The 24,549-nt window shown below is 37.2% G+C and carries 28 protein-coding genes, 3 tRNA genes and 1 pseudogene; 13 read left to right on the top strand and 19 right to left on the bottom strand.

The window, feature by feature from the left end; all coding sequences use genetic code 11:
- Positions 1-40: 40 nt before the first annotated feature.
- The 3 genes from VHO47_00415 to ruvA all read right to left on the bottom strand — a co-directional run bounded on the left by VHO47_00415 (position 41) and on the right by ruvA (position 2,231).
- Positions 41-631 (bottom strand): hypothetical protein, encoded by a 591-nt coding sequence (locus VHO47_00415; GenBank protein ID HEX2977573.1) that lies wholly within the window; start codon positions 629-631, stop codon positions 41-43.
- A gap of 174 nt (positions 632-805) precedes the next feature.
- Positions 806-1,453 (bottom strand): CDP-archaeol synthase, encoded by a 648-nt coding sequence (locus VHO47_00410; GenBank protein ID HEX2977572.1) that lies wholly within the window; start codon positions 1,451-1,453, stop codon positions 806-808.
- A gap of 181 nt (positions 1,454-1,634) precedes the next feature.
- The gene (gene ruvA / locus VHO47_00405) at positions 1,635-2,231 is read right to left on the bottom strand and encodes a Holliday junction branch migration protein RuvA (GenBank protein ID HEX2977571.1); all 597 of its coding nucleotides are present in this window, start codon (positions 2,229-2,231) and stop codon (positions 1,635-1,637) included.
- Between the two features lie 146 nt (positions 2,232-2,377).
- Here ruvA and VHO47_00400 point away from each other — a divergent pair.
- The 5 genes from VHO47_00400 (at position 2,378) to VHO47_00380 (ending at position 5,851) form a co-directional block, all read left to right on the top strand.
- Positions 2,378-2,452, top strand: a tRNA-Gly gene (locus tag VHO47_00400).
- Between the two features lie 244 nt (positions 2,453-2,696).
- The gene (locus VHO47_00395; protein ID HEX2977570.1) at positions 2,697-3,341 is read left to right on the top strand and encodes a hypothetical protein; all 645 of its coding nucleotides are present in this window, start codon (positions 2,697-2,699) and stop codon (positions 3,339-3,341) included.
- On the top strand, positions 3,338-4,714 hold the full coding sequence (gene mnmE / locus VHO47_00390) for a tRNA uridine-5-carboxymethylaminomethyl(34) synthesis GTPase MnmE (GenBank protein HEX2977569.1): 1,377 nt from the start codon (positions 3,338-3,340) through the stop codon (positions 4,712-4,714). Before VHO47_00395 ends, mnmE begins: the two co-directional genes overlap by 4 nt.
- 160 nt (positions 4,715-4,874) lie before the next feature.
- On the top strand, positions 4,875-5,309 hold the full coding sequence (locus tag VHO47_00385) for a hypothetical protein (protein HEX2977568.1): 435 nt from the start codon (positions 4,875-4,877) through the stop codon (positions 5,307-5,309).
- Positions 5,306-5,851 (top strand): hypothetical protein, encoded by a 546-nt coding sequence (locus VHO47_00380; protein ID HEX2977567.1) that lies wholly within the window; start codon positions 5,306-5,308, stop codon positions 5,849-5,851. Before VHO47_00385 ends, VHO47_00380 begins: the two co-directional genes overlap by 4 nt.
- 241 nt (positions 5,852-6,092) lie before the next feature.
- Here VHO47_00380 and VHO47_00375 read toward each other — a convergent pair whose 3' ends face one another.
- Entirely contained in the window at positions 6,093-6,329 is a 237-nt protein-coding gene (locus tag VHO47_00375; GenBank protein ID HEX2977566.1) for a hypothetical protein, read from the bottom strand.
- Between the two features lie 172 nt (positions 6,330-6,501).
- On the opposite strand from VHO47_00375, the gene VHO47_00370 reads away from it, so the two are divergent.
- Positions 6,502-6,711, top strand: a complete 210-nt coding sequence (locus tag VHO47_00370; GenBank protein HEX2977565.1) for a hypothetical protein — start codon at positions 6,502-6,504, stop codon at positions 6,709-6,711.
- A 51-nt stretch (positions 6,712-6,762) separates the two neighbouring features.
- On the opposite strand, the gene VHO47_00365 is transcribed toward VHO47_00370, so the two are convergent.
- From VHO47_00365 to VHO47_00345, 5 genes are all read right to left on the bottom strand, one after another.
- Complete coding sequence (locus tag VHO47_00365) at positions 6,763-7,551, bottom strand: ABC transporter permease (GenBank protein HEX2977564.1); 789 nt, start codon at positions 7,549-7,551, stop codon at positions 6,763-6,765.
- A gap of 4 nt (positions 7,552-7,555) precedes the next feature.
- Complete coding sequence (locus tag VHO47_00360) at positions 7,556-8,257, bottom strand: ABC transporter ATP-binding protein (protein HEX2977563.1); 702 nt, start codon at positions 8,255-8,257, stop codon at positions 7,556-7,558.
- Between the two features lie 327 nt (positions 8,258-8,584).
- Positions 8,585-9,526: a hypothetical protein gene (locus tag VHO47_00355; GenBank protein HEX2977562.1), complete on the bottom strand. Its 942-nt coding sequence runs from the start codon at positions 9,524-9,526 to the stop codon at positions 8,585-8,587.
- Positions 9,527-9,546: 20 nt separating this feature from the next.
- Positions 9,547-11,085, bottom strand: coding sequence for a hypothetical protein (locus tag VHO47_00350; GenBank protein HEX2977561.1), 1,539 nt, complete (start codon positions 11,083-11,085; stop codon positions 9,547-9,549).
- 162 nt (positions 11,086-11,247) lie between these two features.
- Complete coding sequence (locus VHO47_00345) at positions 11,248-11,586, bottom strand: DUF4234 domain-containing protein (GenBank protein HEX2977560.1); 339 nt, start codon at positions 11,584-11,586, stop codon at positions 11,248-11,250.
- Between the two features lie 162 nt (positions 11,587-11,748).
- Here VHO47_00345 and VHO47_00340 point away from each other — a divergent pair, with 162 nt between their 5' ends.
- Positions 11,749-12,105, top strand: coding sequence for a hypothetical protein (locus VHO47_00340; protein HEX2977559.1), 357 nt, complete (start codon positions 11,749-11,751; stop codon positions 12,103-12,105).
- A gap of 492 nt (positions 12,106-12,597) precedes the next feature.
- Complete coding sequence (locus VHO47_00335) at positions 12,598-12,975, top strand: hypothetical protein (protein HEX2977558.1); 378 nt, start codon at positions 12,598-12,600, stop codon at positions 12,973-12,975.
- Positions 12,976-13,066: 91 nt separating this feature from the next.
- On the opposite strand, the gene VHO47_00330 is transcribed toward VHO47_00335, so the two are convergent.
- From VHO47_00330 to VHO47_00295, 8 genes and pseudogenes are all read right to left on the bottom strand, one after another.
- Entirely contained in the window at positions 13,067-13,606 is a 540-nt protein-coding gene (locus VHO47_00330) for a hypothetical protein (GenBank protein HEX2977557.1), read from the bottom strand.
- A gap of 381 nt (positions 13,607-13,987) precedes the next feature.
- Positions 13,988-14,374 (bottom strand): hypothetical protein, encoded by a 387-nt coding sequence (locus VHO47_00325; protein ID HEX2977556.1) that lies wholly within the window; start codon positions 14,372-14,374, stop codon positions 13,988-13,990.
- A 334-nt stretch (positions 14,375-14,708) separates the two neighbouring features.
- A pseudogene (tnpA, locus tag VHO47_00320) lies at positions 14,709-15,129 on the bottom strand (IS200/IS605 family transposase).
- Positions 15,130-15,266: 137 nt separating this feature from the next.
- Positions 15,267-15,767, bottom strand: coding sequence for a MauE/DoxX family redox-associated membrane protein (locus VHO47_00315; protein HEX2977555.1), 501 nt, complete (start codon positions 15,765-15,767; stop codon positions 15,267-15,269).
- Between the two features lie 226 nt (positions 15,768-15,993).
- Positions 15,994-16,395 carry a hypothetical protein gene (locus VHO47_00310; GenBank protein HEX2977554.1) on the bottom strand — a complete coding sequence of 134 codons (402 nt, stop codon included), beginning with the start codon at positions 16,393-16,395 and terminating at the stop codon, positions 15,994-15,996.
- Between the two features lie 48 nt (positions 16,396-16,443).
- A complete protein-coding gene (locus VHO47_00305; protein HEX2977553.1) occupies positions 16,444-17,811 on the bottom strand; it encodes a TolC family protein in 1,368 nt (455 codons plus the stop codon).
- Positions 17,808-19,100: a multicopper oxidase domain-containing protein gene (locus VHO47_00300; protein ID HEX2977552.1), complete on the bottom strand. Its 1,293-nt coding sequence runs from the start codon at positions 19,098-19,100 to the stop codon at positions 17,808-17,810. The genes VHO47_00305 and VHO47_00300 overlap by 4 nt, the downstream gene beginning before the upstream one ends.
- Before the next feature lie 212 nt (positions 19,101-19,312).
- Positions 19,313-19,627, bottom strand: a complete 315-nt coding sequence (locus tag VHO47_00295; GenBank protein HEX2977551.1) for a DUF305 domain-containing protein — start codon at positions 19,625-19,627, stop codon at positions 19,313-19,315.
- A 557-nt stretch (positions 19,628-20,184) separates the two neighbouring features.
- On the opposite strand from VHO47_00295, the gene VHO47_00290 reads away from it, so the two are divergent.
- From VHO47_00290 to VHO47_00270, 5 genes are all read left to right on the top strand, one after another.
- Positions 20,185-21,570: a hypothetical protein gene (locus tag VHO47_00290; protein HEX2977550.1), complete on the top strand. Its 1,386-nt coding sequence runs from the start codon at positions 20,185-20,187 to the stop codon at positions 21,568-21,570.
- 88 nt (positions 21,571-21,658) lie between these two features.
- Positions 21,659-22,042, top strand: a complete 384-nt coding sequence (locus VHO47_00285) for a type II toxin-antitoxin system RelE/ParE family toxin (GenBank protein HEX2977549.1) — start codon at positions 21,659-21,661, stop codon at positions 22,040-22,042.
- Positions 22,035-22,433: a hypothetical protein gene (locus VHO47_00280; protein HEX2977548.1), complete on the top strand. Its 399-nt coding sequence runs from the start codon at positions 22,035-22,037 to the stop codon at positions 22,431-22,433. The genes VHO47_00285 and VHO47_00280 overlap by 8 nt, the downstream gene beginning before the upstream one ends.
- A gap of 25 nt (positions 22,434-22,458) precedes the next feature.
- Entirely contained in the window at positions 22,459-22,701 is a 243-nt protein-coding gene (locus VHO47_00275) for a hypothetical protein (GenBank protein ID HEX2977547.1), read from the top strand.
- 109 nt (positions 22,702-22,810) lie between these two features.
- Positions 22,811-24,274 carry a recombinase family protein gene (locus VHO47_00270; protein HEX2977546.1) on the top strand — a complete coding sequence of 488 codons (1,464 nt, stop codon included), beginning with the start codon at positions 22,811-22,813 and terminating at the stop codon, positions 24,272-24,274.
- On the opposite strand, the gene VHO47_00265 is transcribed toward VHO47_00270, so the two are convergent.
- Positions 24,263-24,338, bottom strand: a tRNA-Glu gene (locus VHO47_00265). The genes VHO47_00270 and VHO47_00265 overlap by 12 nt on opposite strands.
- A gap of 133 nt (positions 24,339-24,471) precedes the next feature.
- A tRNA-Lys gene (locus VHO47_00260) sits at positions 24,472-24,547 on the bottom strand.
- Between the last annotated feature and the right edge of the window lie 2 nt (positions 24,548-24,549).

Below are 24,549 nucleotides of genomic sequence, written 5' to 3'. Positions count from 1 at the left end.
CAGGCGCTTTTTATAAGCTAGCCTATGCTTAAATTACTAATTACTTAGTTAGAGCTTGTCTACGTTGAACTATTTCGCGGCTCAAGGCTCTTTGATAAGCTGAATTAGCGTTCACAGCTTTCTCAGCAGCATCTAATTCCGCCACAGTTTTTGCTGTTCTCACAGCTTCTACTGCTTCATCTAAAGTATTGAAAACAAGCTGAGATTGCTCAACAGCATTTGATTGCTGAGTTACAACTGGTTGAGCTTGCTTTTTACCGAAGTATTTATAAGCAAGAGTACCAACTGTACCTATAGTTGCTACACCACCAACTACCGCTGCTGTCGTTTTAGGGTTGTTTGCAACGAAAGCTGGAACATAAGAACCTGCTTTAGTTATCATAGAACCACCAAAAGCTTTAACAGCGAATGCTGCACCCTTAACTGTTTCCATTGAAGGAACAGATACTGATGGCATAGATATTGATGGCATAGAAGGCATATAACCGAAACGGTTAGCTGCGTAAGCTGAAGCTGCAACTGCCGCAGTTGCCGGAACGCTTATAATTGCCGCCTTTTTATAAGGGAAAGCTTGCACGTTTGCAAGGTTGAAGAAAACCGCACCTAGTGCGATATAACGTAATGTATTCATATAACCTCCATTTAGGTTTATTTTAGTTTTACATACAAGACTAGCTTGTTAATAACCAATATAAACGTTTTAAAAGGCCTGTCAACTACTTATTGCATAACTGAATATAATTAATCAAAAAAAGAATCGCTTCACCTTAATTTTGACCTGGAAACCGGGTTAATCAGCTGCTTACTAGAAAAAAAGCCCACGCAAAAAAATAATTGCCAAACTGGCTCCTAAAAGCCCATCTATTCGGTCTAGAATGCCTCCATGGCCAGGCAAAATTGAACCTGAATCTTTCACTCCAGCCCTGCGCTTGAGCCAGGATTCAAAAAGATCCCCAAGAAAAGCACCTATCGAGATAGCAAAAATGTCCGACGCAGTTCGAATTAACGATAGATTAAAAGCCATATGAGCAGCTAAGAGGTACCCAATAAGACAGGTCATTAAGCCTCCAGCAAAACCCTCCCAGGTTTTGCCAGGGCTAATGCCTGGAGCGATCCTATGTATGCCATAGAGCTTACCGACAACATAACTACCCGTATCAAATACAGCGACAATTGCGATAAGAACCAGAAGATCCAGGCGATGCTGACCCTGATTTAGCAAAATCAAAAAGCTCAAAGGAATACCTAGATAAATAAGCAATACAGGCAAAAAAAGCGGGCTAGAGGGCAAAAGCAGTCTTGGCAGCTCAATTGTGCCAGCATAGGCCCATACAAGGGCCAAAAGGATGGAGAAAATAACCCCGGGTGTATAAAAAAAGACCAGCAATATTAGAGCGCTCATTACTAATGCTGTAGCCGCTCTTTTGAAGAATTCCCGGGAAAATAGCTTCATAAAAACCTGCCTTATCTTGCTCATCCTTCGATACACCCAGGCTTCGCTTACAGCTTCGCCGGGCACTCAGGACGAGCGCTAGGGATTTATATTGATTAATTTAGTAAATAGAATTTAAATGCGCTCGTCCTGAGTGATTTCGAATGAAATGAGAAATTGTATCGAAGGATGCGCATATTTTTCACCGTTGCTTGGAAAGAAGAGCAAGAGATTTCCTTAGAAGTTGATCAAACGAATCGTTTGGTGCTTGTTGCCGAATCGTTGCGAGCACTTGGGTAATTTCTTGGCGAGAATAATTAAGCGATTGAAGAGCGTCCGCAAGTTCTTTCCATTGCAACCCACCAGAAATATGATCTGAAGAAATTTTACCGCTTGAAAGAAGCTTTTCTGCTGGCGAACGCAACTGCATGATAAGTTGCTCCGCTTTTTTGGTTCCGATTCCATGAAGAGCAGTAAGTGCATCAAGTGAACCATTCAGTATCGCTTGCAAAAAAGGGCCCGGGCTCATTTGCTCAAGTATGGTAATTGCTATTTTTGGGCCAATTCCCTGACATTTCAAAATAAGTAAAAAAACCTGTCGCTCCTGCACGCTGGTAAACCCAAAGAAAGATGGCCCGTTTTCAGCCGACCAATGCATGTAGCAATGCATTTCTGCTTCTTGATTTATTAATAAAGATGCAGCTGAAGGACTCATGAGTTCAAAACCGACACCCTGCACTTCTAGAGTAACAACGTTTTCTTCTATTGAACGTACCATACCGCGCAAAAAATTAATCATTGTTTGTTTTCCTTAAAACCAGATTTTAATCTAAGCTATACCTAATTTTCAAAAAAAATAAGAATCGCGATCCCCTAACTGGTATAAACAATGACTTTTGTTTGACAATTGCGCTCCATATGCTAACATTTTTCCAGTATTAGAGTGCGGGAATAGCTTAGCGGTAGAGCGTTGCCTTGCCAAGGCAAAGGTCGCGGGTTCGAATCCCGTTTCCCGCTCCATTTTACGTTTATCCGGGCCTTTCGGCTCGGCAAACTACGAATGGCACGGCCAATCTTTGCCTACTATGGATTGATTTCATTAGAAATATTTCAGCGAAGAATGATTTTTTACTCTTCTTATTGTTACATGTTTTTCCAATTTCTTATTATTATGCTCCAAGTTTTTGTATACCATTGCTAAAACTCGCCCAAACATCATTTGCATCGGCAATGAATACGTATTTTTTAACCAAAAAGGTTCATTATGAAATCAATTATGCAAGAAGCTTCATCGATCATGAAAGCTATTGAAAAAGGATGGGAAGCTGCAGGCAAACCTAAAGAGTTTTCTATTAAAGTTTTTGAAGAAGCAAAAAAAAATTTTATTGGTATGACCACCCAATCAGCTAAAGTTGGCATTTTCTTCAATGAGCATACCGCTTTTCGCGATGCACGCACACCGGATAAAAATCCAAAACGTCCTGAAAGAAAACCGCAATTCGAGCAGCCAAAAAGACAACATCAAGCAACTCCGCAAGTCCAGCACCCTGCTTCTCAGCAGCGAAGATTTGAATCACAGCGACCTCCAGTAATTCAAGAACAACGCCAACCTGAATCGCAGCAACAACGTGCGGCGGAGCCTCGCTCACAAAACGTTTGGCAACCAGATATGATTGATCAAGCGAACGGCTGGATGAAAGAAACATTACAAACGCTCAACAAAGAAAATGTTTCATTCAACACAACTACCGATAATTATCAGTTGCGCTTTACCTTTAATTCACCAGTAATTGAAGATGTTGAAAGAGAGCGTCACCTCTTTCGTAATCTTTCATTCTTGCTTCTTTGTTCACTCAAAAGAAGTTACAAACGCCCATTGCGCGGATTCAAGGTAGTTTTAACTCGATGATAATTTCGCGAGATCATGATGCGATTATTGCACAATGCACACCGCGCGGCAGCGGCGCAATTGCACTTTTGCGCATCTCCGGAACTCATGCACGAAAAATCGCTACTTTATTGAGTAAACTCCCAGGAAATGTAGCGCTCGAACATGTGCCAACGCACACGGTTCATTATGGGCACGTTATTGATGAACACAAAACGGCTATCGATCAAGTACTCTTCTTAGTTATGGACGGACCGAAATCGTTTACGGGAGATGATACGATCGAAATCACGTGCCATAATAATCCATTTTTAATTGAAGCGATTACTGAACGCGCTCTCAAATGTGGCGCTCGCATGGCAGAACCTGGCGAATTTACACGCCGCGCTTTTTTAAATAAAAAAATAGACCTTTTGCAAGCTGAAGCAATCAACGAACTTATTCATGCCTCAAACCACCTTGCACTCAAACAATCACTTTCGCAGCTGAACGGTAGTTTTTCACAGTGGATCACTCAACTAGAGAAAAAGCTCGTTACGTGCTTTGCCTATTGCGAAGCAAGTTTTGAATTTCTAGACGAAGAGATGGAATTTGGCAGCGTCATCAAAGAACAGCTTTTAGAGATCTCAGCATCTATCGATCGAATAAAAAAAGCATTTGACCAACAGCATCACGTCCGCCAAGGGCTGCGCGTAGCACTTATCGGCTCAGTTAATGCCGGAAAATCTTCATTATTTAATGCGCTTCTTAAAGAACAACGGGCCATCGTAGCACCAATCGCAGGCACCACGCGAGATTCAATAGAAAGTTCACGCACACTTCATGGAAGCATTGTCACGTTTATTGATACTGCCGGCTTACGCCAAACGAACGATTCTATTGAGCAAGAAGGAATCAAGCGCTCGCAAATTGAGGCACAAAAAGCGGATATAATATTGTTAATTCTTGATAGCTCAAGAGAAATTACTCAGCAAGAAAAATATGTTTACGACGAATTGCGTAAACATTATCCGGGAAAAATTATTCTCGTTGAAAGCAAAACAGATATGCCACGAGTAAATAGTCAAATATATAATGCTGCTGCCGTTTTGGTAAGTGATAAAAATAGTGAAACTATTGCCGCTTTGGAGATTGAAATCGGAAAAAAAATAAATGAACTTTTTTCTCGCGTCGATTCTCCATTCCTCCTTAATCAACGTCATTATCGAATCTTGCTCAAAATTGAAGAGTACATTTTAAACCTGCTGCAAATGCTTGAAAAACCTGAAATTGCCTACGAACTTGTGTCCGCACAATTAAAGGATACATTGGAAATTCTGACAGAACTTTCTGGAAAAACTATTAGCGAACAAGCAATGGACGCGGTATTTAGAGAATTTTGCGTGGGCAAGTAGATTTGCACCGTAGTCAACTCTAATATCGAAAAATAGAATTTGTCGAAAATAGTGCTATTATTATGGGACTAAATCGCATTTTTATTCAAACAGAAAGTCGAATGTGGGCGAAAAACTATTCTCTCTTGCACTTTTATTTTTTTCTCACGCTAGCAATTCAATGGAGTCAGATCCGGTTAAAAAAGTTAAGACTCTTGAACACAAACCTTTTGTATCTGATAAATACGTTGAAGGCGTAAATAGCTCTAAATGGGAAAAGCAGGAATTAACAATAACAGAAATTTCTGACGAGAAAAACCTAGGATTACAAGAGATCAAGCGCATAAAGGCGCTAGCCAAAGAAATAGAAAACTCGCTAGCCAAGATCGGGGAACTTGATAACGCTACCCTTTCGACAACGTATGGAAAATCGTTACGATTGTACACGATTGGGGCAGGGCATTACGAAGAAACATTACGAAAAACAAACAAGCGGGCAAGAGAAAATCATATTATTGAAAAAGTGGAGAATTATAAACAGGATTTATTGAAAAAATATGTTAATCCTTTCCTTTACGAAATTAAAACACGCAGAGAAAAGGGGATCAATCAATGAAGCTTCAATCAAAAGTTATATTAGTTCTTATCGGTATACATTTACCTATGCATGCCATGGAAAAAAAGGGAAATAACTCTACCCCCCCTCCTGAACTTTTTTTTCAAAAAAAATATCCGATTTCTTGGGGCGTGCCGAGAAAAAAACAAAAAACGGAAACGGATCAACAAAATATTCTCATCGATGCAACGATAGCATTTGCTAAAGAGCTAAAAACAATAAATAAAGATTGCAAAAAATTAACAAATGGTGCACAGGAAATATGCACGAGCTTTGCACCGTTCATTCCTGAAATGCAAACCGACGATCTTAGGAAGTTTGCTCTATCGGCAAATCGTATATATAATTCGGCCTGCGTAAAGTATCGCACCGACATCGAAATCATCAATCTTAAGCTCCCGACTAACTATAAACTTGATGAAAATCAGATGAACGAAAAAATTGGAGCTTATGCTGCTGAGTTGAAAAAGAAAATGCTTGATCCTTATATTTCAGAGCTCAAGCATCGCGGCGTACCACTAGATACTGATTCAACTAATTGAAATCTAAAGCAGCATTCTCCATCGAACTGCACACTTTCAGTAAACTGTGCAACGGAACGTATAAAAACTGGTTGTGATCCCATTTTTTGATCGTCGTATAAAGCTTGGTATACCACCCACGAGTCCAAATATTCACTTTCTGCATTCAAAGCTATTGCCAAAATTTTATACAACTTTTTATTTTTATAATGCTGATATAATGCACCTATTTCTAATTTTTTATTGCTCATCTATTTAATTTTCATAGATTATTTTTAGAAAGAATCGCTTTCTCTCGCTCCATTTGCTCGTACCTTCTTAAAGTATCCGCTTTTTTCTGACTTAATAGAAGCTGCACCATTTTAAAGGTAATTTTGCCATTTTTTTGTTCTATCTTTTTTTCTTTTTGATTTGCAGATCCAGCTTCCATCCCAAAAAGCTGAGCGCTTGAAACAAGACAGCAAAAAAATAAAACCACAACCATATTAATAGCTTTCATTTTAATAATTATTTTTTTAATACCCTAAAATTACGTACATATCAAGGTAGTTTTAAGATTATTGCAGAACGACAGATTATTTCTAGATTTTATCTGCCCAATTGATTAGCTTTATTTTTATTACGTGGTAATAATTAATTATAGAACTACCATTAACGAAGGAGTCACAACGATGGCAGCTTATAGCACTAAATCTAAAAAGAGTGGCAAAACTTACTATTTGCATACCAAAGAGGTAAAATTAGCTGGCGACCGTAAGCAAAAGATTTATTATTTTGCAGGTAAAGCTGGCAAAGATTCGCTCGATGCATTGCCAACAGGCTACGAAGTATTTGAAAATGCTCGCACTGGCCTACCAATGCTCCGCAAAAAGAAAAAATAAGCTTCATTTTAAAGCTAGTAAAAGCCCTAGGAATTTTCCTGGGGCTTTTTTTTAAACAAAATCTAATCGTTTTTTGAGCAAAACAATAGCCCGCCAAGAGCAAAGGATCCCAAACAATCCAATCATGAAGCAGCAGGTCCAAAAATTAAGATAACCATCTTGCCCGAGCACCGCTGCACGCATACCTTCCATAATGTAAGTGATCGGATTGATAAGATTAATCAGCCCAAAGAATTGAGATTTTCCTCGCAAGACAGCCCAAGAAAATTGAAAACATCCTAAAAACCAAATCGGATAAACAAACCGCATCCAAACGTTCCCAATTTTTGTCATATCGGGCACGCGACTTGCAATCCAAAGCGTAAACGCACCGTAAAAAAAGTAGCTCAACGCAAAAATGAGAAAAAACTTTCCAAATGCTACGTGTCGCAGAGAAAATCGATCCCAAATGAGCAATTGGCCAAGCGGAAGTACGAGAATCCCAAGAAGTGAAAAATTGAGCGAATAATAAAAAATGAGGCGTAAAAAAATCATCCAGGAAGGAAGCGGCAACGTTAAATAGTATGTATATACTTGATCACCTTTAAAATCGCTGACCAAATTGGCAACACTTGGAAAAACGCCAAAAAGACCTGCACTTGCACAAAGCCCCGCTAGAATAAATGCACTATATTCAAGCGATAATCCAAATGCGGGCATCAAATAGGAGTTCACTACCGTCATGCTTATCATCCAAATGCACAAATTTATAATTTGATCACGGACCGTGCCTTTAAGAATATATAAATCTGTAGCCAATAGTTCTTTGAGAACCTGCAATTGATCTTTTCTAAAAAACATGAATCTAATCCTGCTGCATCATATGAATAAAAACATCTTCCAAATTATTCTTCTGAAACGAACGCATGAGATTTTGAGGTGTATCTACCAGGCGAATTTTCCCTTGTTCCAAAACGCAGACACGATCAGAAAGCACTTCCGCTTCTTCCAAATAATGCGTTGTTAAAAGAATAGAGATATTTTTCTCTTTTAATTGTTTAATGTAATCCCAAAGTTGATTGCGAATATGAGGATCCAAAGCAACAGTTGGTTCATCAAGAATAATCAGCTTGGGATTATGAATAATTGTTCGTGCCAACATAAAGCGTTGTTTATAACCACCAGAAAGCACCTCCGGCTTTTCATCCAAATATTTTGCGAAATTGAAACGTTCAGCTAGATCATCTATCATAAATTGTATCTGCTCGTCCATCATGCCAAAATAACGACCAGCAAACTCTAAATTTTTTCGCAATGAAAAATAGTTGTTCAAGTTTGGCCGCTGTGGGCAAAAACCAATCGCTCGCCGATAGGTCGAAATATCGTTATAGATAGAAGTACCACCGAAAAGAATATCGCCCGTTGTAGGTGGCTTCAATGTCGCAATGATCGAAGAGAGCGTCGTTTTGCCTGCACCATTGACACCGAGCAGCGTAAAGATTTCACCCTGGTTTATTTCAAGAGAAATACCTTTCAAGGCGTCAAAATTATCATATTTCTTTGTCACTGAGACAACTTGTAGAACCGGATCGCGCATAGTTTTTTAATTAACCAATTGAGAATAAGAAAAATATAAATACTTGTTAAGTGTATCACAAAGTCTTACTAATTACAGACAAATCAAATCAGGCATGAATCTTTATGATCGATCTATTTTTTGGGGACAAGCAGCGTCGCATTGCTAGCGCGAGACATTTTGTTTTTAGCATATTAGAAATAAGCGATGATTATAAAAAACCCTAAAAAGAACCACACTTTTTTTCACAGAAAAAAGAGGTACGCAACATCTGCCATAATCAAAGCATTAGCATAAGCGAAAAAGTTTATCGCGTGATTAAAAAATAGTACTTAGAGTTACCCAACCAGAAATGATGCGCGTTTTGAAAAGATTTGCGGTCCCCCCCGAAAACCCTGCGCCAATAAGAAGCGGTATTTTAAAACCTGGGCAATGTTTTATCAAATGGGTAAAAGTGATATACCCACTATTGCGAACATAGGCAGGAGCATTAATTTTTTGATTAGGCAAGATAGCAGCTTGGTTCGTAAAATAGGTTCCGCCATAACCACCCTCAAAGAGCGTTCGTTTTATTCTGTACTGCAAACTCAAAAGTACGTCGATCACATTTCCCGGTTGAACTCTACTCCCCACAAGGGGAAACGGCCATGATCGATCAAAGAAATGAAGAAATCTATTTTGAAAAATAATAATGCATGACTGACGCAAACTTGCGATAAAATCGTATGAAAGTTCCGATCCAAAACCTGCGCTGAAAAATCGGGTACCAACCAACGGATCATTAATGTCGGTTTGATCAACTTTAAAATTTGTAGGAAATCCTCCAATGCCATAAAAAACTACTTGCGTTTTTTTATTCGGAAACCAATTATGGCCAGCAGAAAATACAATATCATCACCACCGGTACGAGATCCAGAAAGATTTTGGCTGCCATGCGTTTTAAAATGCTCATTTTCCACTCCCGCTGTTATCTCTCCCCACCACGCAGATTTGGGCGATGTAACACGAAGATTAAAAAGTGAACCAAGTATCGATCGCTTTTCAGTAAAATTGATTGCCCGAACAGGATCTACAAATTCACGATCGCGTTTATAAAAAATAGGAACTGCTGTCGCTAATATTCTCGTCTTCTGCGATTTTCCCAAAATAGCACCCACATTAAATACGCGACGAATTTTCATATTATATACAAGGGAAATAGTAAGCAGAGGTTGACAGTTGACTAATAATAACAACAGACAAAGTTTTTTTATTTTCATAGCCATTCACTTGTTATTTTTTATCCTCGCAAAAACCGATACCAACTATTTGCCGCACTCGAATAAAAATAGGTGACCGAAGTTCCATTTGTTGCTGCTGCAAGCGCACTTCCTGGATTGAGGCTCGTGATTGCGTTAATAACTGAAGCACCTCCAGCACCGCCAGCATTATTGAGCGAAATCGTATTGCTGGTACCGAGTAAAATAGTGAATAACTGTCCATTAACAGGATTGGGTGGGAAATTAACGGTAAAATTAGTAACGTTTGAAGTGTGCTTTAAAAGAAGTAATCCGGTCGTGCTTGCAGTTATGACCGATCCATTATTTGTTGGCGTTATACTTTGAATCGCTTGAATGTTTAGAACACCCTTAAGTATAAGCGGCATGTTTGCAAAAATACTGGTGCCAACTCTCATTCTTTCAGTTCCCGTTGTTCCTAACGAAAGTGAATTATCGATTCCTAAGGCAAGGCCCGTTTGGGTACTTGCTGAAAAACTGAGTGCAGGTGCACTAGGAGAACCTGAAGGAAATTTAAGAGAACCGATCATAGTATCTCCCGCTTTTAATACGTTAAGAGATGCCGCACCGGTCAAGTTTGCATTAATGGTTCCTGCATTAAAATTGCCAGACGCATCACGCTTAACAATTGTATTTGCAGTATTACTGTTTGTTGCAGAATTCGCTGCAACAGCGCCAGCCGCAATGGCACTAGCTGTTTGACCACCAACAAACGCCACCACTGTTGCTGCTTGGGTGCCGGTCACATTCCCTGAAAGCGCACCAGTAAAATTTGTAGCAGATGCTGCCGAAGTTGCTGTCGCTGCATTGCCGATCACGTTTCCCGTTACATTGCCTACTAAATTTGCATTAATCGTTCCCGCGCTAAAGTTGCCTGATGCATCGCGTGCAACAAGAGTATTTGCACTATTAATCGTTGTCGCATCGGTGCTAAATAAGACATCGTTTGTATTGTTCGTTAATGCAAGATGAGCGCCAACTGCTATGGTTTTAAAATTAAGAGTATTTCCTGTTTTATCTCTAAAAAATTGCCCTGTTCCTGTTCCAATATTTGCCCCCGTTAACTGGTCGCTGTAGTTGCAAGGTGCAAATGTAATCGGATCGGTACCAATAAGACTGTTTGGGGACGTGCAGACCCATTCAGAATCTGTCGATGAATCGTCAGTCGTGACTATAATCTTTATATGCGATCTACCAGCTTGTGCTCCAGCGTTGAAATCTAGTGGACGAATCCAACTACCCAACTGAGCCAGCCACAACCCATTTTCTACCTGATTAGTTTGGCCAATTAAAAGAATTCTATCATTAACGCCAGGGATAATGCCGTTTATAGTTGATAATCCATATATAGAAACATTTGAAATACTAATTTGCATCGCTGGTTTTTTAACTATTAAATCAGCGGCCATAAAACTATCTACACAACTGCGATCGCCAAAACTACTGGCGCCATCTAAATACTGACCCGCATAAAGAAAGGGCTTAATAAAACTGTCACAACCAAATACCAGCATGCCCAATAATAAAAATTTTTGATTCATCGTACCCCTTTTTATCGATCAGCACTTTTAACGCTTATAAGTTGTAGCAAGAAGCGGAGTCTTGAGTAAATTATTTAATAATAATTTCAAAACCAAATAATCATAAAAGTCACGTGCCCAAAAAATGATATCTTCAAAAATTTTATTCTAAGGGTTATGTAATCAAGAATTTTTCTCAGCATAATTATTCAGTTCATATTGCACAATTAACGCCGCAGCAAACGGAACACAAATTAAGCAACCCGTGAGCAAAATCAAAAGGAGCTGATCTTCTGTTTTTCGCACCAATTTTATAAAATCCTGTGCGTAACGATAATCAAAATAAATATTTAAAAACGGAATAATTGCAAACCAGAATGTTGGTATTTCGCCGCCCAGCTTATTGATCTCTTGTTTAGTTTTGTACTGCCAATAAAAAAAATAGAGGCCGAGAGTAAAAAACATAAGAAGTGTCATCGCTACGAGCCCGCGCTTTTTGATCATAGGACTTGGTACATTCACGAATAATCTCCTTGGAGTTCTTATAAATACTATTAAATGAGCCAATTAGCACAACAAAAGCTATAAAGTTAGCCTCGGCATAGCAAAAGATGTTGAGGCTCGCCGTTTGAGTCTGTTATCCTTAATACTATAGATAAAACGAGCATGTAAGTAAGGAAAAATATGAAACATCTTAAAAAACCATCTTTTATTGCATTAGCTCTTCTTATTTCTGTGAATGTAAATGCAATGGTTCAGACTTCTCTTGCGTCGCTAGATGCAAGCAAATATCCGATCTTGACAGCAGCCCCACTCACCATAAGAAATATTTCCTCTTTTATTGGCTACCTTAAAGGACAAATTTCTATATTGAAACTAGCTGAAACAGCAGAGCAGAAACAAAACGCTATCGCTAAATTTAGAGCAGTTATAGATGAGTTATCATTATTGGAAGACGATGTAATGGTTGGACTGACAGCGGCTGAAAAAGAATACCTCAATGATGCCATTAAACAAGCATGGATAGACGCTAAAAAATAGAAATTAGTACTTGCTTGCTATTCATATCTGGCTCGTAAATTTTAATGCGTTTTAGAAATCTTATTTAAAGATATAACTACCAACATAAAAATAAAAAAAAAGAGGTGAACTGTTTAAGATTTATATAGATTGATTATTGGTAATGGTAACTCTTACCAAGCAAAAAAACCATATTCCATTATTTTTTAATCATTCATTACGGCCAAGCTATTAACGAAATCAAAAAAGCGGTCGTAAAAGCGAGAAAATACATTAATTAAGCCTCCACTTAAAATTCTCTGCTTGTACAAACCCAATCCAGTTTTTTATGAACGCATTCATTTTATAATTAGATAACAGGCTTGATATGCAGACTGCCCAAAATAACGCATTTTCCAAGCCATAAAAGATGAAAAATGCTCAAAAATCCCTTTAAATCAGCTCTTAGAGTATGCTAAACTGCTATTAATAGAGTAAACAATCGTTTTGATTATTATAAAAAAAGGAAAAAATATGAATTTCTATAAAAAAGCAGCAATACTAGCCTCTTTAGCGTTTGTTGTGGCCAATGCAAATGCCGCGATCAACTCAGGTAAAGAAACGGAATCTGACACTACTGCACCGCTTACAATAAACATAAATAAATATCCGATTATTGCAGGCCTACCGCAAAATTTTAGAACTGTTCGCTTTCTTTCTACATTCGTTCCACAATATGCAAAAGAAATTTCTCAAATGAAAAAAGGTGAAGAAAAGAAGGTCGCTATAAATACCATGGAAGAATATCTTCTTGAACTTTTCAACTTGCAAAAAGACGCAAGCATTGCTTTAACAATTGATGAAAAAGATGAATTGGCAAATGCTATTAAAGAAGCACGTAAATATTTTTAATAGTAATTTTAACCTACGATTTTCTTTGAAGGCGCAGTTTAAATACTGTGCCTTCGTTTGTATTGTTAGAAGTGTCGGACGTATTTAATTTTTATTTACTTCTTTGATCACGAGACCAAAGGGCAAACTGCCATGTAACCAATTCTATGAATTCTGGAGATGGCAAAACGTTATCCATTAATTTTGAGTTTGGGATGTATTCTTTTCCTTCACGCAGGGCTATCTCTTTCTCCAAAATAACCTTCTCTTTAGCCATTAATACGCGAAGCTCATCAAACGCAACTCCGTTCCATTCATCAATTTTTTTGGCTTTATTTGGAAAGAATTTATTAAACCTTTCAAAATTTTTAATCATATCATTTTTAATACCGCTTCTATCACGATACTTTCTATGCACTGAATGTAAGGCGCGGCTCTTGTTTGTAAATTCATCCATCAAATCATTGAGCGGTTGGCACATTTCCTGCATGAATCCATGATCAATTAATTGAATCATATTTATGCGATAAAGCGCGATACGATTTTGTTCTAATTGAGATTCAAGAGAATTCTCTTTTTTAGGTGCCGTTTCCATTCCAAAAGATTGCTGCGCGATACTTAACGACAATAGAAATAATATTTTGATGTTCACCGTTAGACCCGTTATTTTTTTTAGTTTAAAATTGGCTTTAATTATACTATTGGCCAAAATCTTTTTAAAGCAAAATACTACCGATTTATTCGATTCTGATTAGTAGTTTTTTTGACTGACCTAATCAGATAAACATAGTACGTATTAAGGCAAGTATTTTTTTTGGTATTAATTTTTTGATGGCGTTAGCCAGACGAGGCTATGTAAAATAGCGAAGTATGGCGTCACATAGTTGATACATTCAGAACTCAGCAAATTAAGTGTAGCTTCACTCTTCAACATATCAAAATGGTTTTTGAGTCACTTGGGATAAGCACCGAATTTAACCAGACCTCTAGAATAATTAAGGTGGGCAATCAAAACTAAAGGACTACTGCAGTTTTACTTATTCAACTCTTTTGATAAAAGTACCAATACATATGCACCTATTGCTATAACTATATCGCGTATCACAATATCATAGTGTCTCATGATATAACCATATCTTTCATGCGCGTGCGATCCCATGGAAATTAAATTAATGCAAATTGCCAGTAGCCATACTGCAATTATATACCCGCCAATCCGCGGCCTTATAAAAACCAATAATCCCATTATAATTTCTATAGCACCAACGCTATACATGAATGTTACCGGAGTTAGGTTTAAGAACTCAGAAATGGCAAGATTTAAGTAAATATACCAATCACCTAGAAGATCAAAGTATTTGTCTAATCCAGTAATTATGGGTAAAAATCCATAGGTGTAATAGAGTAAATACCATGCCATTACAATATTTGATCTTTGGTTATCTACAACCATTCTTACCTCGATTAACTATGCATTTTTACAGGGTATTTCGTGATTGGCCTGTTCCGATGGCTCTAAAATTTTACTGTAAGCTCTTTCAAGCTTGTTATAAGCAATACGGAGATTGCAATATTTCTCTATTAATTCTTGTTCCGCCATATAAAGATCTAATTGGGACTTCAATGCAGTAATCATAGTAAGCTGCATAGTATTTGCATAAGTATACGTATAGTAAACACTAATCCACCTCCTCTGGAGGTGGCTTTAAACTGATCCCTAGAAGGGATCTTTCCTCGTTGCTCCCAGCTCTTATTTAATTTTCAAGCGCTTTTTCTTTTTTCTCCTGGTATTTAACGTACTTCCTAATTTTTTCCAAATCCAATCCTATTGTATCTGCGCAATATCCTCTTGCCCAAAAAATGATTTCCCCAGTACGCTTGTATTTTCAAATTTTGAAATTTAGAGAATATTCTTATTGCACTCTTCCCTTTTACAGTTCCTACATATTTAGATATCGACACTTTCGGCGGAATCATTACTAGCAAGTGCACATGTTCTTCTTGCACATTCAGTTCTTCGATTATACAACCGCTCTGCGCCGATACCATTCTTATAACATTTTCTACTTCTACCTTTATTTCTCCTACCAATATGCGAAATCTATATTTTGGTACCCAAACAATATGATAATGGCAATACCATAACGCATGTGATAAGCTTCTGTACCGACTCATTGTTATCTTTCGGTTGTTGTTGCTGGGAGCAACCAACCGCTAGATTAACAATGAGTTTTTACTCGCATAGCATTTTATTACCACATCCTTAGGATGTGGTTTATTACGTTTTAATTAATAATTCTAAACCGAAAACGTTACTGATAGGAATAAAACAACATAAAAATCGCCATGATCGCCATTAAAACATCTTCAGCGAGCGTTACATACGTCATTGGAATCCTAAAAACTGTTCCCAAACATGCGCACACAATACTTTTATTCTGAGCAAGCTCATAGGCAACGCCAATACTTCCAATAATCATAATCGCTAATGTTACCCAATTGGTTAGAATTAGTTGGAAACGAAACAAATATGCAATTCCAAGACCCAATTCGATAAATGGGTATAGGTAAGCATAAATTGTTGATTGCTTTGCAACGAGATCATACATGCTAAATGCTTCAACAAAATTATGCAAATTATATATTTTGAACAAACTAAAAACTATAAAAAAACTTCCCATAAAGTCGTTCATTGCAGCAATGATATTCCAGCCATAAATAATTCGTTGCGCTATGGTAAAAAAAACAATTGCAATGATAATAGCAATGAGGGGCAAAAAATCATTGAGAGAATAGTTTTTATTATTAGACATTACTTTTCTTCTTTTTATTATTTTTTTGTTACAAAATCCATCATAGTTTTTTGTTCAACAAATCAAATGGTTTTGGATATATGTTCTTTACCCCAGAAAAAATACCACGCGAATAATGAGAACAATCTTAAGATAGCTTTATACTAGAGACTGGGGCTGGCATAGACTATGCCAGCCCCAGTCTCTAGTATAACTCTTTTTTAGTTATCTAGGACAGCCCCTTAATTTAACTAATGCATTCTGTGCATGCTCTTATGCAATCATTACAGGCCTGCACACATTTCTTGCATGATTCGGCACACTTTGCATCTTGTGTTTTGCACGCATTGCAGCATTCTTCGCATGCCTTAATGCATTTATTGCATTCATCAATGCACTTTTCCATAGACTTGCAACATTCTTTATCTCCGCATTGCTTGATATGCGATTGGCATGCGATAATACATTTTCTGCAAGCATCGATACACTCTCTGCATTTCTTTATACAATTATCAGCACTTGTTTTGCACTCGCCCTTTCTTCCTGCTATGCATCCTTCACAATCTTTACAACATTTAACGCATTCTTCGCATTTTTTTATACATGCATTACAGGCATCGATACATTCTCTAGACATTTGACATGCCATTTTATACTCCTTTAAAGGTTATTAGAAAATATGTATTCCTATGCGAAACTAGGTCATTTGTTCATTCTGCAATGGCTCAATTGTTTTGCCATATGCACGTTCAAGTTTATTATAAGCAATATGAAGATTGTAATATTTCTCTATTAATTCTTGTTCCGCCATATAAAGATTTAATTGGGACTTCAATGCAGTAATCATAGTAAGCTGCATAGTATTTGCATAAGTATACGTATAATCAATTGCCTTCTCATATGAAGGAATAACCATGGCATTGTAATAGCTAATTTCTTTCTTTTCCTTATTTATCATAACTAATGAGGCTCTCAATTCTTCTTGAATCCTAATTCTTCTTGAGCGCAATTTTTTCTTTGCACGTTCAAATTCGAATTCTGCTTTTGCAATTTGGGCATTGTTAGTATCAAAGATAGGAATACTAAAATTAATCGCTGGACCCCATCCTCGAAATGGCTTATCAAAATCCTGCTTGTATCCAATTCCCACATTAACATCTTTCCAAATTCGAGCTTTTTCAAAGCGCACGGTATCCTCATATCGTTTCATCTTTAAACGAGCAATTTGTATTTCGGGTCGATAATCAAGCGCATACGATTCAAGATCTGATAAAGAAAAAGTCTGCACATCATCAAGAATCGTATCTGTTAGAACAAATTTTTTGCTTGATGGGGTTATGCCCAGTAATTTTGTCAGATGAAGATAGGCTCTTTTTTGTTCTTTTATGATTTCAACAAGAGCTGCCCGTACAATTGCTATTTGCGCATCAGCATTATCTTTATCTAAATCGTTGGAATACCCAAATAATTGACGATAATAAGTCTCATCACGCAATTCTTTAGTAAATGATAATATTATTTTTTCATTTTCCAGCAGTAAATTAGCTTTTACGCAAGCATCATAAGCAGATTTAGTATTTTCTACCACATCAAGAATAGTAGTAAGAATGCGAAGCGTAATAATTTCAAGCTCATCTTCAAAAATCTTTTTACGTAATGGAACTTGCCACAAATCAGAAAGTGCCATGGTCATTACACTTTCAATATTAGTCTGATGAGGCTCCCCACGTGTTGGAAATCGAAAGACATTCTGAGTAGTTGGATTTGTATACAAACCTGCTTGAATCAGATCAGCCTTAGCTATCCCTAATTTTTCAAAGTCAGCTTGCAAAGAAGGATTATTCATTAATGCTATTTTTACAGCCTCATTGCGGCTTAATCCATAGGAAATACTATCTTTAATAGCACTTTCTGAATCTGAATATTTAATACAGCTATCATGAATAATCTCAGATCCGGTAATATCCTTAGTAGTTTTTTGCAATTGATTGAATTCACGCGTAATAGACACTTTATGACAAGCAGGAAGTAATAATATAATAGAGAGAAGAAGAATAATAATCATTGTTCTGATTTCCCTCTATGATAATCACGGCTCGATATATCATGCCCATCTTGCTTGGGATGCTGCCATTTTGCTTTTGGATCTTTTGGAATAACATGAACTATTGTGAACATTCCTCCATGAGGCATTACCCCGAGCGGAACATCAGCATGAGCATTCATAACGTGATGAACTTTATGACAATGAAAAAACCAAAGGCCAGGATTCCATGCAATAAATTCTACATCTCGTGAAGCCCCCGGCGGCACATCAACCGTATTGCCTGGCCATTGCGCTGATAGAGGGATAGGGCCAGCTTCTGTTCCAACCACCCACCATGTATGGCCATGCATATGAATCGGATGATTATCCATACTCATATTAATAAGCCTAATTCGAACACGATCACCTTGATTAACAGTTAACGTCGGTATAAAAGGGGCTGAGCGACCATTGAACGTAAACCAATTAAAATCCATACTCACCAAATCTGGATCAACATTGCCTGGGAGTATTCTCCATTCTTGCAAGGTAATCACAAATTGTTTATCAATAACATGGTCATATTCTTTTGGATGAATAATTAAAGCACCAGTAACCCCATATCCTGTTAACTTCATTAAATTAAATTCACCATGATAGAACGCTGTTCCTGATTGATATAAAGTGTATTCATATGCGCGTGTTTCACCCGGCATGATGACTGGCTCAGCAAAGCCGCCAGCACCATCTTGATCATTAGGAAGCTCTATACCATGTGAGTGTACCGACAGTGGCTCAGGTAGTTCATTGGTAATTAGAAGCCTAATTCTATCGCCTTCATTAACTTCTATCGTAGGGCCAGGGGTTGATCCATTGAAGCCCCAGGCACGAATTTTTTGAACAATATTTCTGTGATGTACAAGCCCATGAGGAACTTTGTTTTTTTCTGGGATTAGTTTTTCATAATCAGCTTCTTTGCCATTGGTAATATATTGCTCAATAGGTTGGGCATATAACTTAAAAACTTTTACAACGCCATCCATTTCATAACCAAGCGGTTCAATACCAGGAGTAGCGATAACTCCCATTTGTTTTCCAGTCAATGGCGGAGGCAATGAAGGCTTTATTTTGGGGTTTGCCCAGGCATGGGAAAGCCTTTCGGGCCCTTTTTTAATTCCTCTTTTTTTTAAACATTGAGGCATTAGTGGCTGGTTTTGGCAAGAAAATTGCGAAGAAGAAACCGCTGAAGAAACTTCTGAACTATTATGCTTATGATGCTGAGCCAATGATGGAATAGCAATAAAAAAAATAATAATTAAATGCTTCATATACTCTGCTTTTTATTAATTATAAACATGAGATATGCTAGCAAAGATACTGAGAATAACAAGTATGAGAAACCTTATTTTGATAATAATAAAAAACAATGAATGACTTATTATTCTGATGAACTAATTTTAAAAAAGCGCCTCTATCATAGTTAATTTTAAAAATAACTAATACGGATAGACATTATGAAAAAAATTAAGTCACATTCTTATCAGCTTTCTAGCATCACAAGCTTTGCTTTCATCAAATCAATCTCAGATTGCTGCGTGGATAGAATAGTCATACATAACTCTTTGATTTCTGGATCTTGTAATGATGCTTGTTCGCACATTAATAGAGCTGCTGCGTGATGAGGAATCATTGATTTTAGAAATTCTCTATCCGATATGGCTATTTGTTTTCTAATAAAGATTATTAATACCATAAATAGAGCAGAACTACATACTCCGATAATAACATTAATCCTCTTATTGTTATACATCGATCGCATTATTAGCAACTCAATTAATATCATCGGTATTGTCATTACACCTGCCATATACAATTGATTTAGATTCGGATAAATATTGGCAAATTTATTAACCATTATATACATCAATATATACATAGATATAAAAGATGATGTTGCCATGACTAATAGATTAATATATCTCATAACTAAGTCTTTCCATGATTAAGAATTTAACACCCACAAATCTGTCTTAGCATAAATAATTGACAACTTAAATAATTTGTAATTGTTTTAGAAATATCAAAATATTATTTTTAAAATTAAACTCCGCCCACATTTATCTTGCAATTATTAATAACTTCAGTAAAATTCAAGTCTAAATTTGTAATTGAAGTAATCATTCCCAAAAGGGGGAATATCATGAACTCTCTCTTCATCAGGGCTCAAATCCTGAACAATTCACATAGTAGGCTTACGGCACAATGTTGCCAAGCGAGCAGTCTTGATAATTCAAGCTGGCTCAGAGATCTTAAGTAAGCCTTATCTTTTTTAAATAGCACTATATTTATTATTTTTTGCTGGAGAAAATCAGCACGGTGATATTTTTTATTAAGTATCATCTAGAGAGTTTTATGAAATTAAAAAAAGCAGCCGCCGTCAAAACTAGAGCGGACAAACCCCTAAAGATTATCTTAACCATTGATGAACGCAAACGAGTAGCAGCGTACTTTGCAGCGCTTATCATTATCGATAAACGACTCAATCCAAAGAAAACAAAAAAAGCAAAAAGAAAAACCAACGAGGCAAAATCGGCTCGCACAGAATGCGGGCCTTTGTTTTTATTAAGAACTCATTTATCTTTATGCTATCACCTCAGAATTCGCATCATGGATGTACAGCAAATGATTGATACGGTCATCTTACGATTAAGCAAAGATAGATTTAGCATTAACAATCCGGATAAATTTCAGCCGTCCGCGCGATGGATTTTAGATAATGCTGCGAATCCTGGGATCAAATCAATACAAAATCCAACAAAGAAAGAATTGCACGCGGACATCTATAAGCCGCATCTTACGCTCTCAAATCGAATTAATTCCAGCGGCGCTTTTGAGCCGCTGTTAAAAATCGAACTCTCTCTCGCCAAACTATTCTTCGGCAATAATTTTGATGAGCTTAAGAGCAAAGATTTTACACCGCTTATCCAAAAGCTTGGAGCAACTTTACAAGAAATGGGAATCGAAACAACCACCAAACAACTTTCTCAAGCTCCCCTTGCTGGAATTCATTACTCGAAAAACATTCCGCTCACTGATGGCTCAACGCCCTATCATTTCATCAACAAAATCAAAGAAGCAAATGTTAAACTTTCCCTAGATGTAAACCAAACCGATTATCGCAATGAGGGCCATAGTTACAAATGGCATTGCAATTCGTATGAAATAGCTTTCTATGATAAAATACGTGATCTTGAAAAAGCAAAATTAAGCAGCAAGCGCGCGATAGAAAAAGATAGCGAACTCCAACTCAATCTCTTTGATAGATTTGCAACGCGCAGGAAATTAGAATTTTTACGCATGGAAGTGCGCCTCAATAAGCGAGAGAAAATAAAAAAACTCTTTAAATCATTGAATATTAAATCTGATCTTTCCTTTAAAAGTCTTTTCAAGCCTACCATCTCAAAAAAAATCCTATTACATTATCTTGATGAAATAGAAAGTAAACGATCAGTCCTTATAGATTATAAAGGAAATGATAAATCGCTCCTTGCAGCTTTATTAATCAACAATCCTGATTTAAATACTAAACAAATATTACAAATATTTGGATTAAAGAAAGCACTTGAAGTAATGAGCGCCCGAGAGTTAAGGAGTAGATTTGCCAAATGCCATCAACGTTCCTGGTATCGCTTGATGGCCGATGTAAATAAGATTAATCTACCAAGCTCGCAAAACCCTTTTGGGGTAATTAGAGAGCAATTGAGCAAATTTAAACCGTTAAGATTAGCCTCTATTTAGAAACTCATTATTTTCTGCAGATTGCTATTGTATTATGTTTCTGGTACACTTGCAGTATATAAAATCAAAAAAAATTGTTTGAGGAATAATGAAGCAGAAGCTTATAGCATATCGAGGTGAGAAGTTTACTCTAGAATGGTATTTTGATAGTCGCGGCAAAAGTAACGCATCAGAATATTATCATCAGTTGACAGAAGAAGAACGAGATAAGATATTTTATTTGTTTAAATTGCTTGGCAATATGGGAAAGATTTTTAATAAACAAAAATTTCGAGATGAAGACGACCAAATTTATGCCTTTAAATCTGATCAGAATCGATTGCTATGCTTCTTCTTTCATGGTGCGAAAGTAGTTATTACGAACGGATTCCAAAAGAAACAAGATAAGTTACCACCTCGAGAAAAAAAAAGAGCAGTTAAAGCCAAAGAAGATTATATTAAAAGAAATCGTGGAGGAAATTACTATGACTAAGAAACTAACAAAAAAAGAAAAGACCAATACTAGCACAATTAAAACATCTCCTAAAAGAACTACACCAAAAGCAACAGGTAAATCTACCTATGATGAATTAATGGAAGCAAAAACCCCACAGCAACGAAAAAAGTTCGAAGAAGGATACAAAGAATTATTGCTTTCAGAAATGATACTAGCCGCAATGGAAAATGATGATGTTTCAGTGAGAGAACTAGCAAGACTAGCAGGCGTATCTCCAACCATCGTTCAAGAAATGAGATCAGGCACAAAAGAAAGTTTTAATACGAAGAGTTTTTTTAAAGTATTAAAAGGACTTGGATATAATTTCTTGCTCGAAAAAAATGGGCAGATTATCCCAATAAGCCCTTCAGGTATCAATAAGAAATAGTTTTGCTTATTGCAGAAAAAAGATCATGGCAAGAAGCAAAAATTATCGTGATTTGCTCATACAAGATTTAAAAGATCCTGAAGACGAGGCTCAAAAACTACTTCTCTTAGCTATTAAAAACATTGTTGAAGCACAAGGTGGAATTGCTCAATTAGCTAAAAAAACAGGATTAGGAAGAGAAAGTCTTTACAAGACCCTATCCACTAAAGGCAATCCTAAATTAAGCACCTTGATTACTGTAGCTTATGCAATATTCCCAAGACGATAAAAAATAATTTCTCTAATTCAGATAATCTAGTTCTGAACTCATCCTCTCTCTGCTAAACTGGCCGAATCATTAATGATTCGATTTCCCTTCTACCCAGAGAGATTTACTTATGAAAGCCATTCTTATTGCGCGCGTGAGCACTGAAGAACAAAAAGAAGCTGGTATTTCGCTACCGGCTCAAGTGGCTCGCCTGGAAAAGTATTGCCAGAATAAAGGATTCACGATCGGTAAAACTTTTAGCTTTGATGAAAGCGCTTATAAAAATCAACGAGAAGAGTTTGATGCAATTCTGGATTTTGTTATCGAGCAAAAAGAAAAAGTTGCCGTATGCTGCGATAAAGTAGATCGCTTATCCCGCAATATATTTGATAAACGCATATCGGTTCTTTATGAAAAATCTCTGAACGATCAAATAGAACTCCATTTTGTTTCCGACGGGCAGATTATCACCAGCCGCATTTCTGCCGCTGAAAAATTTCATTTCAGTATTAGTCTGGGACTCGCCAAATATTATTCAGATGCGATCAGTGATAACGTCCGGCGCGCAATAGAACAAAAGCTGCGCAAAGGAGAATGGCCTTGCAAAGCTCCGTATGGCTATAAGAATATCGCACTACCCGGAAACAAAAAAGATATCATTGTTGATGAATATGGTTCGCGTATAATTGTAAAAGCATTTGAGCTCTATGCCAGCGGCGCCTATTCTATGGAACTATTGTCCAAAAAGATAAAAGCTGATCATGATTTAAATTGGAGCGTCAGCTACATTGATAAAGTTTTTAATAATCATTTCTATTATGGGATAATGCTCGTCAAAGATAAGATGTATCATCATCGCTATCCACCACTTATCACTCAATCTCTTTTTGAACAGGTACAAGCAGTGAAAGCCAGTTTTAATAAAAAGAAAGCCAAATTTGCCGTTAAGCGCCACGATTATATTTATCGAGGATTATTGCGCTGCGCCGATTGCGGATTGGCTATAACGCCAGAAAAGCACAAGGGCCACGTCTATTACCATTGCACGCAATATAATGGCAAGCATGGAGCAAAGTGGCTGCGAGAAGAAGTAATAACAAAACAACTGGCCGCAATATTTCAACGCATGCAAATGCCCAAAGATGTGTTAAAGCAAACTATTGAAACATTAAGCGAAGTACATGAAAACAAGATTGAGTTCCAAAACAGACAGTTTGATGAGCTAACGCGAGAACAAAAACAGATCACTAAGATGATCGATAATTTGTATTTGGATAAGCTCAAAGGGAGAATTACTGAGAGCGACTACGACAGATTTTACCAGTCATTTCGCGATCAGCTCACCGATATCAGTATCCGTCTTGAACAATTACAAGAAGCAGAAGATAACTATTATGTTACCGTAAAACTGCTGCTGATACTGGCAAGTCGTGCCTATGATTTATTTACCGGTTCTGAAGTTGAGGAAAAACGACATTTAATTACTGTTGTACTCTCGAACCTGCGCCTCGATGGCGAAAACATCGTCTACGACGCACAAAATCCATTTGACGTGATACTGAAATGTTCGGAAGATCAAGTATGGCGTCCCTAAGGGGAGTCGAACCCCTGTTTCTGCCGTGAAAGGGCAATGTCCTAGGCCACTAGACGATAGGGACGTATATTTCATAGATAGGTTTTTATCTTTGCAGATTTTAAATTATTACAAGATAGTCGGGTGCTATTTTTTTGAATGAAAAAATTCATTAAAAAAGCGACCTGTCCGTCAAAGCTTTGGCCAAGACGGAAGACTGGTGAGCCGCGTTGGATTCGAACCAACGACCCACAGCTTAAAAGGCTGTTGCTCTACCGACTGAGCTAGCGGCTCCT

This window comes from Candidatus Babeliales bacterium, from assembly GCA_036260945.1.
Classification (GTDB): domain Bacteria; phylum Babelota; class Babeliae; order Babelales; family JACPOV01; genus JACPOV01.
The sequence above is the reverse complement of the archived record's forward strand: the minus strand, read 5'-3'. Positions and strand labels throughout refer to the sequence as shown.

Bases quoted from the DNA above. Each gene is read 5' to 3' on its own strand.
- VHO47_00415 (HEX2977573.1), bottom strand. From the start codon at position 631: ATGAATACATTACGTTATATCGCACTAGGTGCGGTTTTCTTCAACCTT.
- VHO47_00410 (HEX2977572.1), bottom strand. From the start codon at position 1,453: ATGAAGCTATTTTCCCGGGAATTCTTCAAAAGAGCGGCTACAGCATTA.
- ruvA (HEX2977571.1), bottom strand. From the start codon at position 2,231: ATGATTAATTTTTTGCGCGGTATGGTACGTTCAATAGAAGAAAACGTT.
- VHO47_00395 (HEX2977570.1), top strand. From the start codon at position 2,697: ATGAAATCAATTATGCAAGAAGCTTCATCGATCATGAAAGCTATTGAA.
- mnmE (HEX2977569.1), top strand. From the start codon at position 3,338: ATGATAATTTCGCGAGATCATGATGCGATTATTGCACAATGCACACCG.
- VHO47_00385 (HEX2977568.1), top strand. From the start codon at position 4,875: ATGGAGTCAGATCCGGTTAAAAAAGTTAAGACTCTTGAACACAAACCT.
- VHO47_00380 (HEX2977567.1), top strand. From the start codon at position 5,306: ATGAAGCTTCAATCAAAAGTTATATTAGTTCTTATCGGTATACATTTA.
- VHO47_00375 (HEX2977566.1), bottom strand. From the start codon at position 6,329: ATGAAAGCTATTAATATGGTTGTGGTTTTATTTTTTTGCTGTCTTGTT.
- VHO47_00370 (HEX2977565.1), top strand. From the start codon at position 6,502: ATGGCAGCTTATAGCACTAAATCTAAAAAGAGTGGCAAAACTTACTAT.
- VHO47_00365 (HEX2977564.1), bottom strand. From the start codon at position 7,551: ATGTTTTTTAGAAAAGATCAATTGCAGGTTCTCAAAGAACTATTGGCT.
- VHO47_00355 (HEX2977562.1), bottom strand. From the start codon at position 9,526: ATGAAAATAAAAAAACTTTGTCTGTTGTTATTATTAGTCAACTGTCAA.
- VHO47_00350 (HEX2977561.1), bottom strand. From the start codon at position 11,085: ATGAATCAAAAATTTTTATTATTGGGCATGCTGGTATTTGGTTGTGAC.
- VHO47_00340 (HEX2977559.1), top strand. From the start codon at position 11,749: ATGAAACATCTTAAAAAACCATCTTTTATTGCATTAGCTCTTCTTATT.
- VHO47_00335 (HEX2977558.1), top strand. From the start codon at position 12,598: ATGAATTTCTATAAAAAAGCAGCAATACTAGCCTCTTTAGCGTTTGTT.
- VHO47_00325 (HEX2977556.1), bottom strand. From the start codon at position 14,374: ATGGCATGGTATTTACTCTATTACACCTATGGATTTTTACCCATAATT.
- VHO47_00315 (HEX2977555.1), bottom strand. From the start codon at position 15,767: ATGTCTAATAATAAAAACTATTCTCTCAATGATTTTTTGCCCCTCATT.
- VHO47_00310 (HEX2977554.1), bottom strand. From the start codon at position 16,395: ATGGCATGTCAAATGTCTAGAGAATGTATCGATGCCTGTAATGCATGT.
- VHO47_00305 (HEX2977553.1), bottom strand. From the start codon at position 17,811: ATGATTATTATTCTTCTTCTCTCTATTATATTATTACTTCCTGCTTGT.
- VHO47_00300 (HEX2977552.1), bottom strand. From the start codon at position 19,100: ATGAAGCATTTAATTATTATTTTTTTTATTGCTATTCCATCATTGGCT.
- VHO47_00295 (HEX2977551.1), bottom strand. From the start codon at position 19,627: ATGACAATACCGATGATATTAATTGAGTTGCTAATAATGCGATCGATG.
- VHO47_00290 (HEX2977550.1), top strand. From the start codon at position 20,185: ATGAAATTAAAAAAAGCAGCCGCCGTCAAAACTAGAGCGGACAAACCC.
- VHO47_00285 (HEX2977549.1), top strand. From the start codon at position 21,659: ATGAAGCAGAAGCTTATAGCATATCGAGGTGAGAAGTTTACTCTAGAA.
- VHO47_00280 (HEX2977548.1), top strand. From the start codon at position 22,035: ATGACTAAGAAACTAACAAAAAAAGAAAAGACCAATACTAGCACAATT.
- VHO47_00275 (HEX2977547.1), top strand. From the start codon at position 22,459: ATGGCAAGAAGCAAAAATTATCGTGATTTGCTCATACAAGATTTAAAA.
- VHO47_00270 (HEX2977546.1), top strand. From the start codon at position 22,811: ATGAAAGCCATTCTTATTGCGCGCGTGAGCACTGAAGAACAAAAAGAA.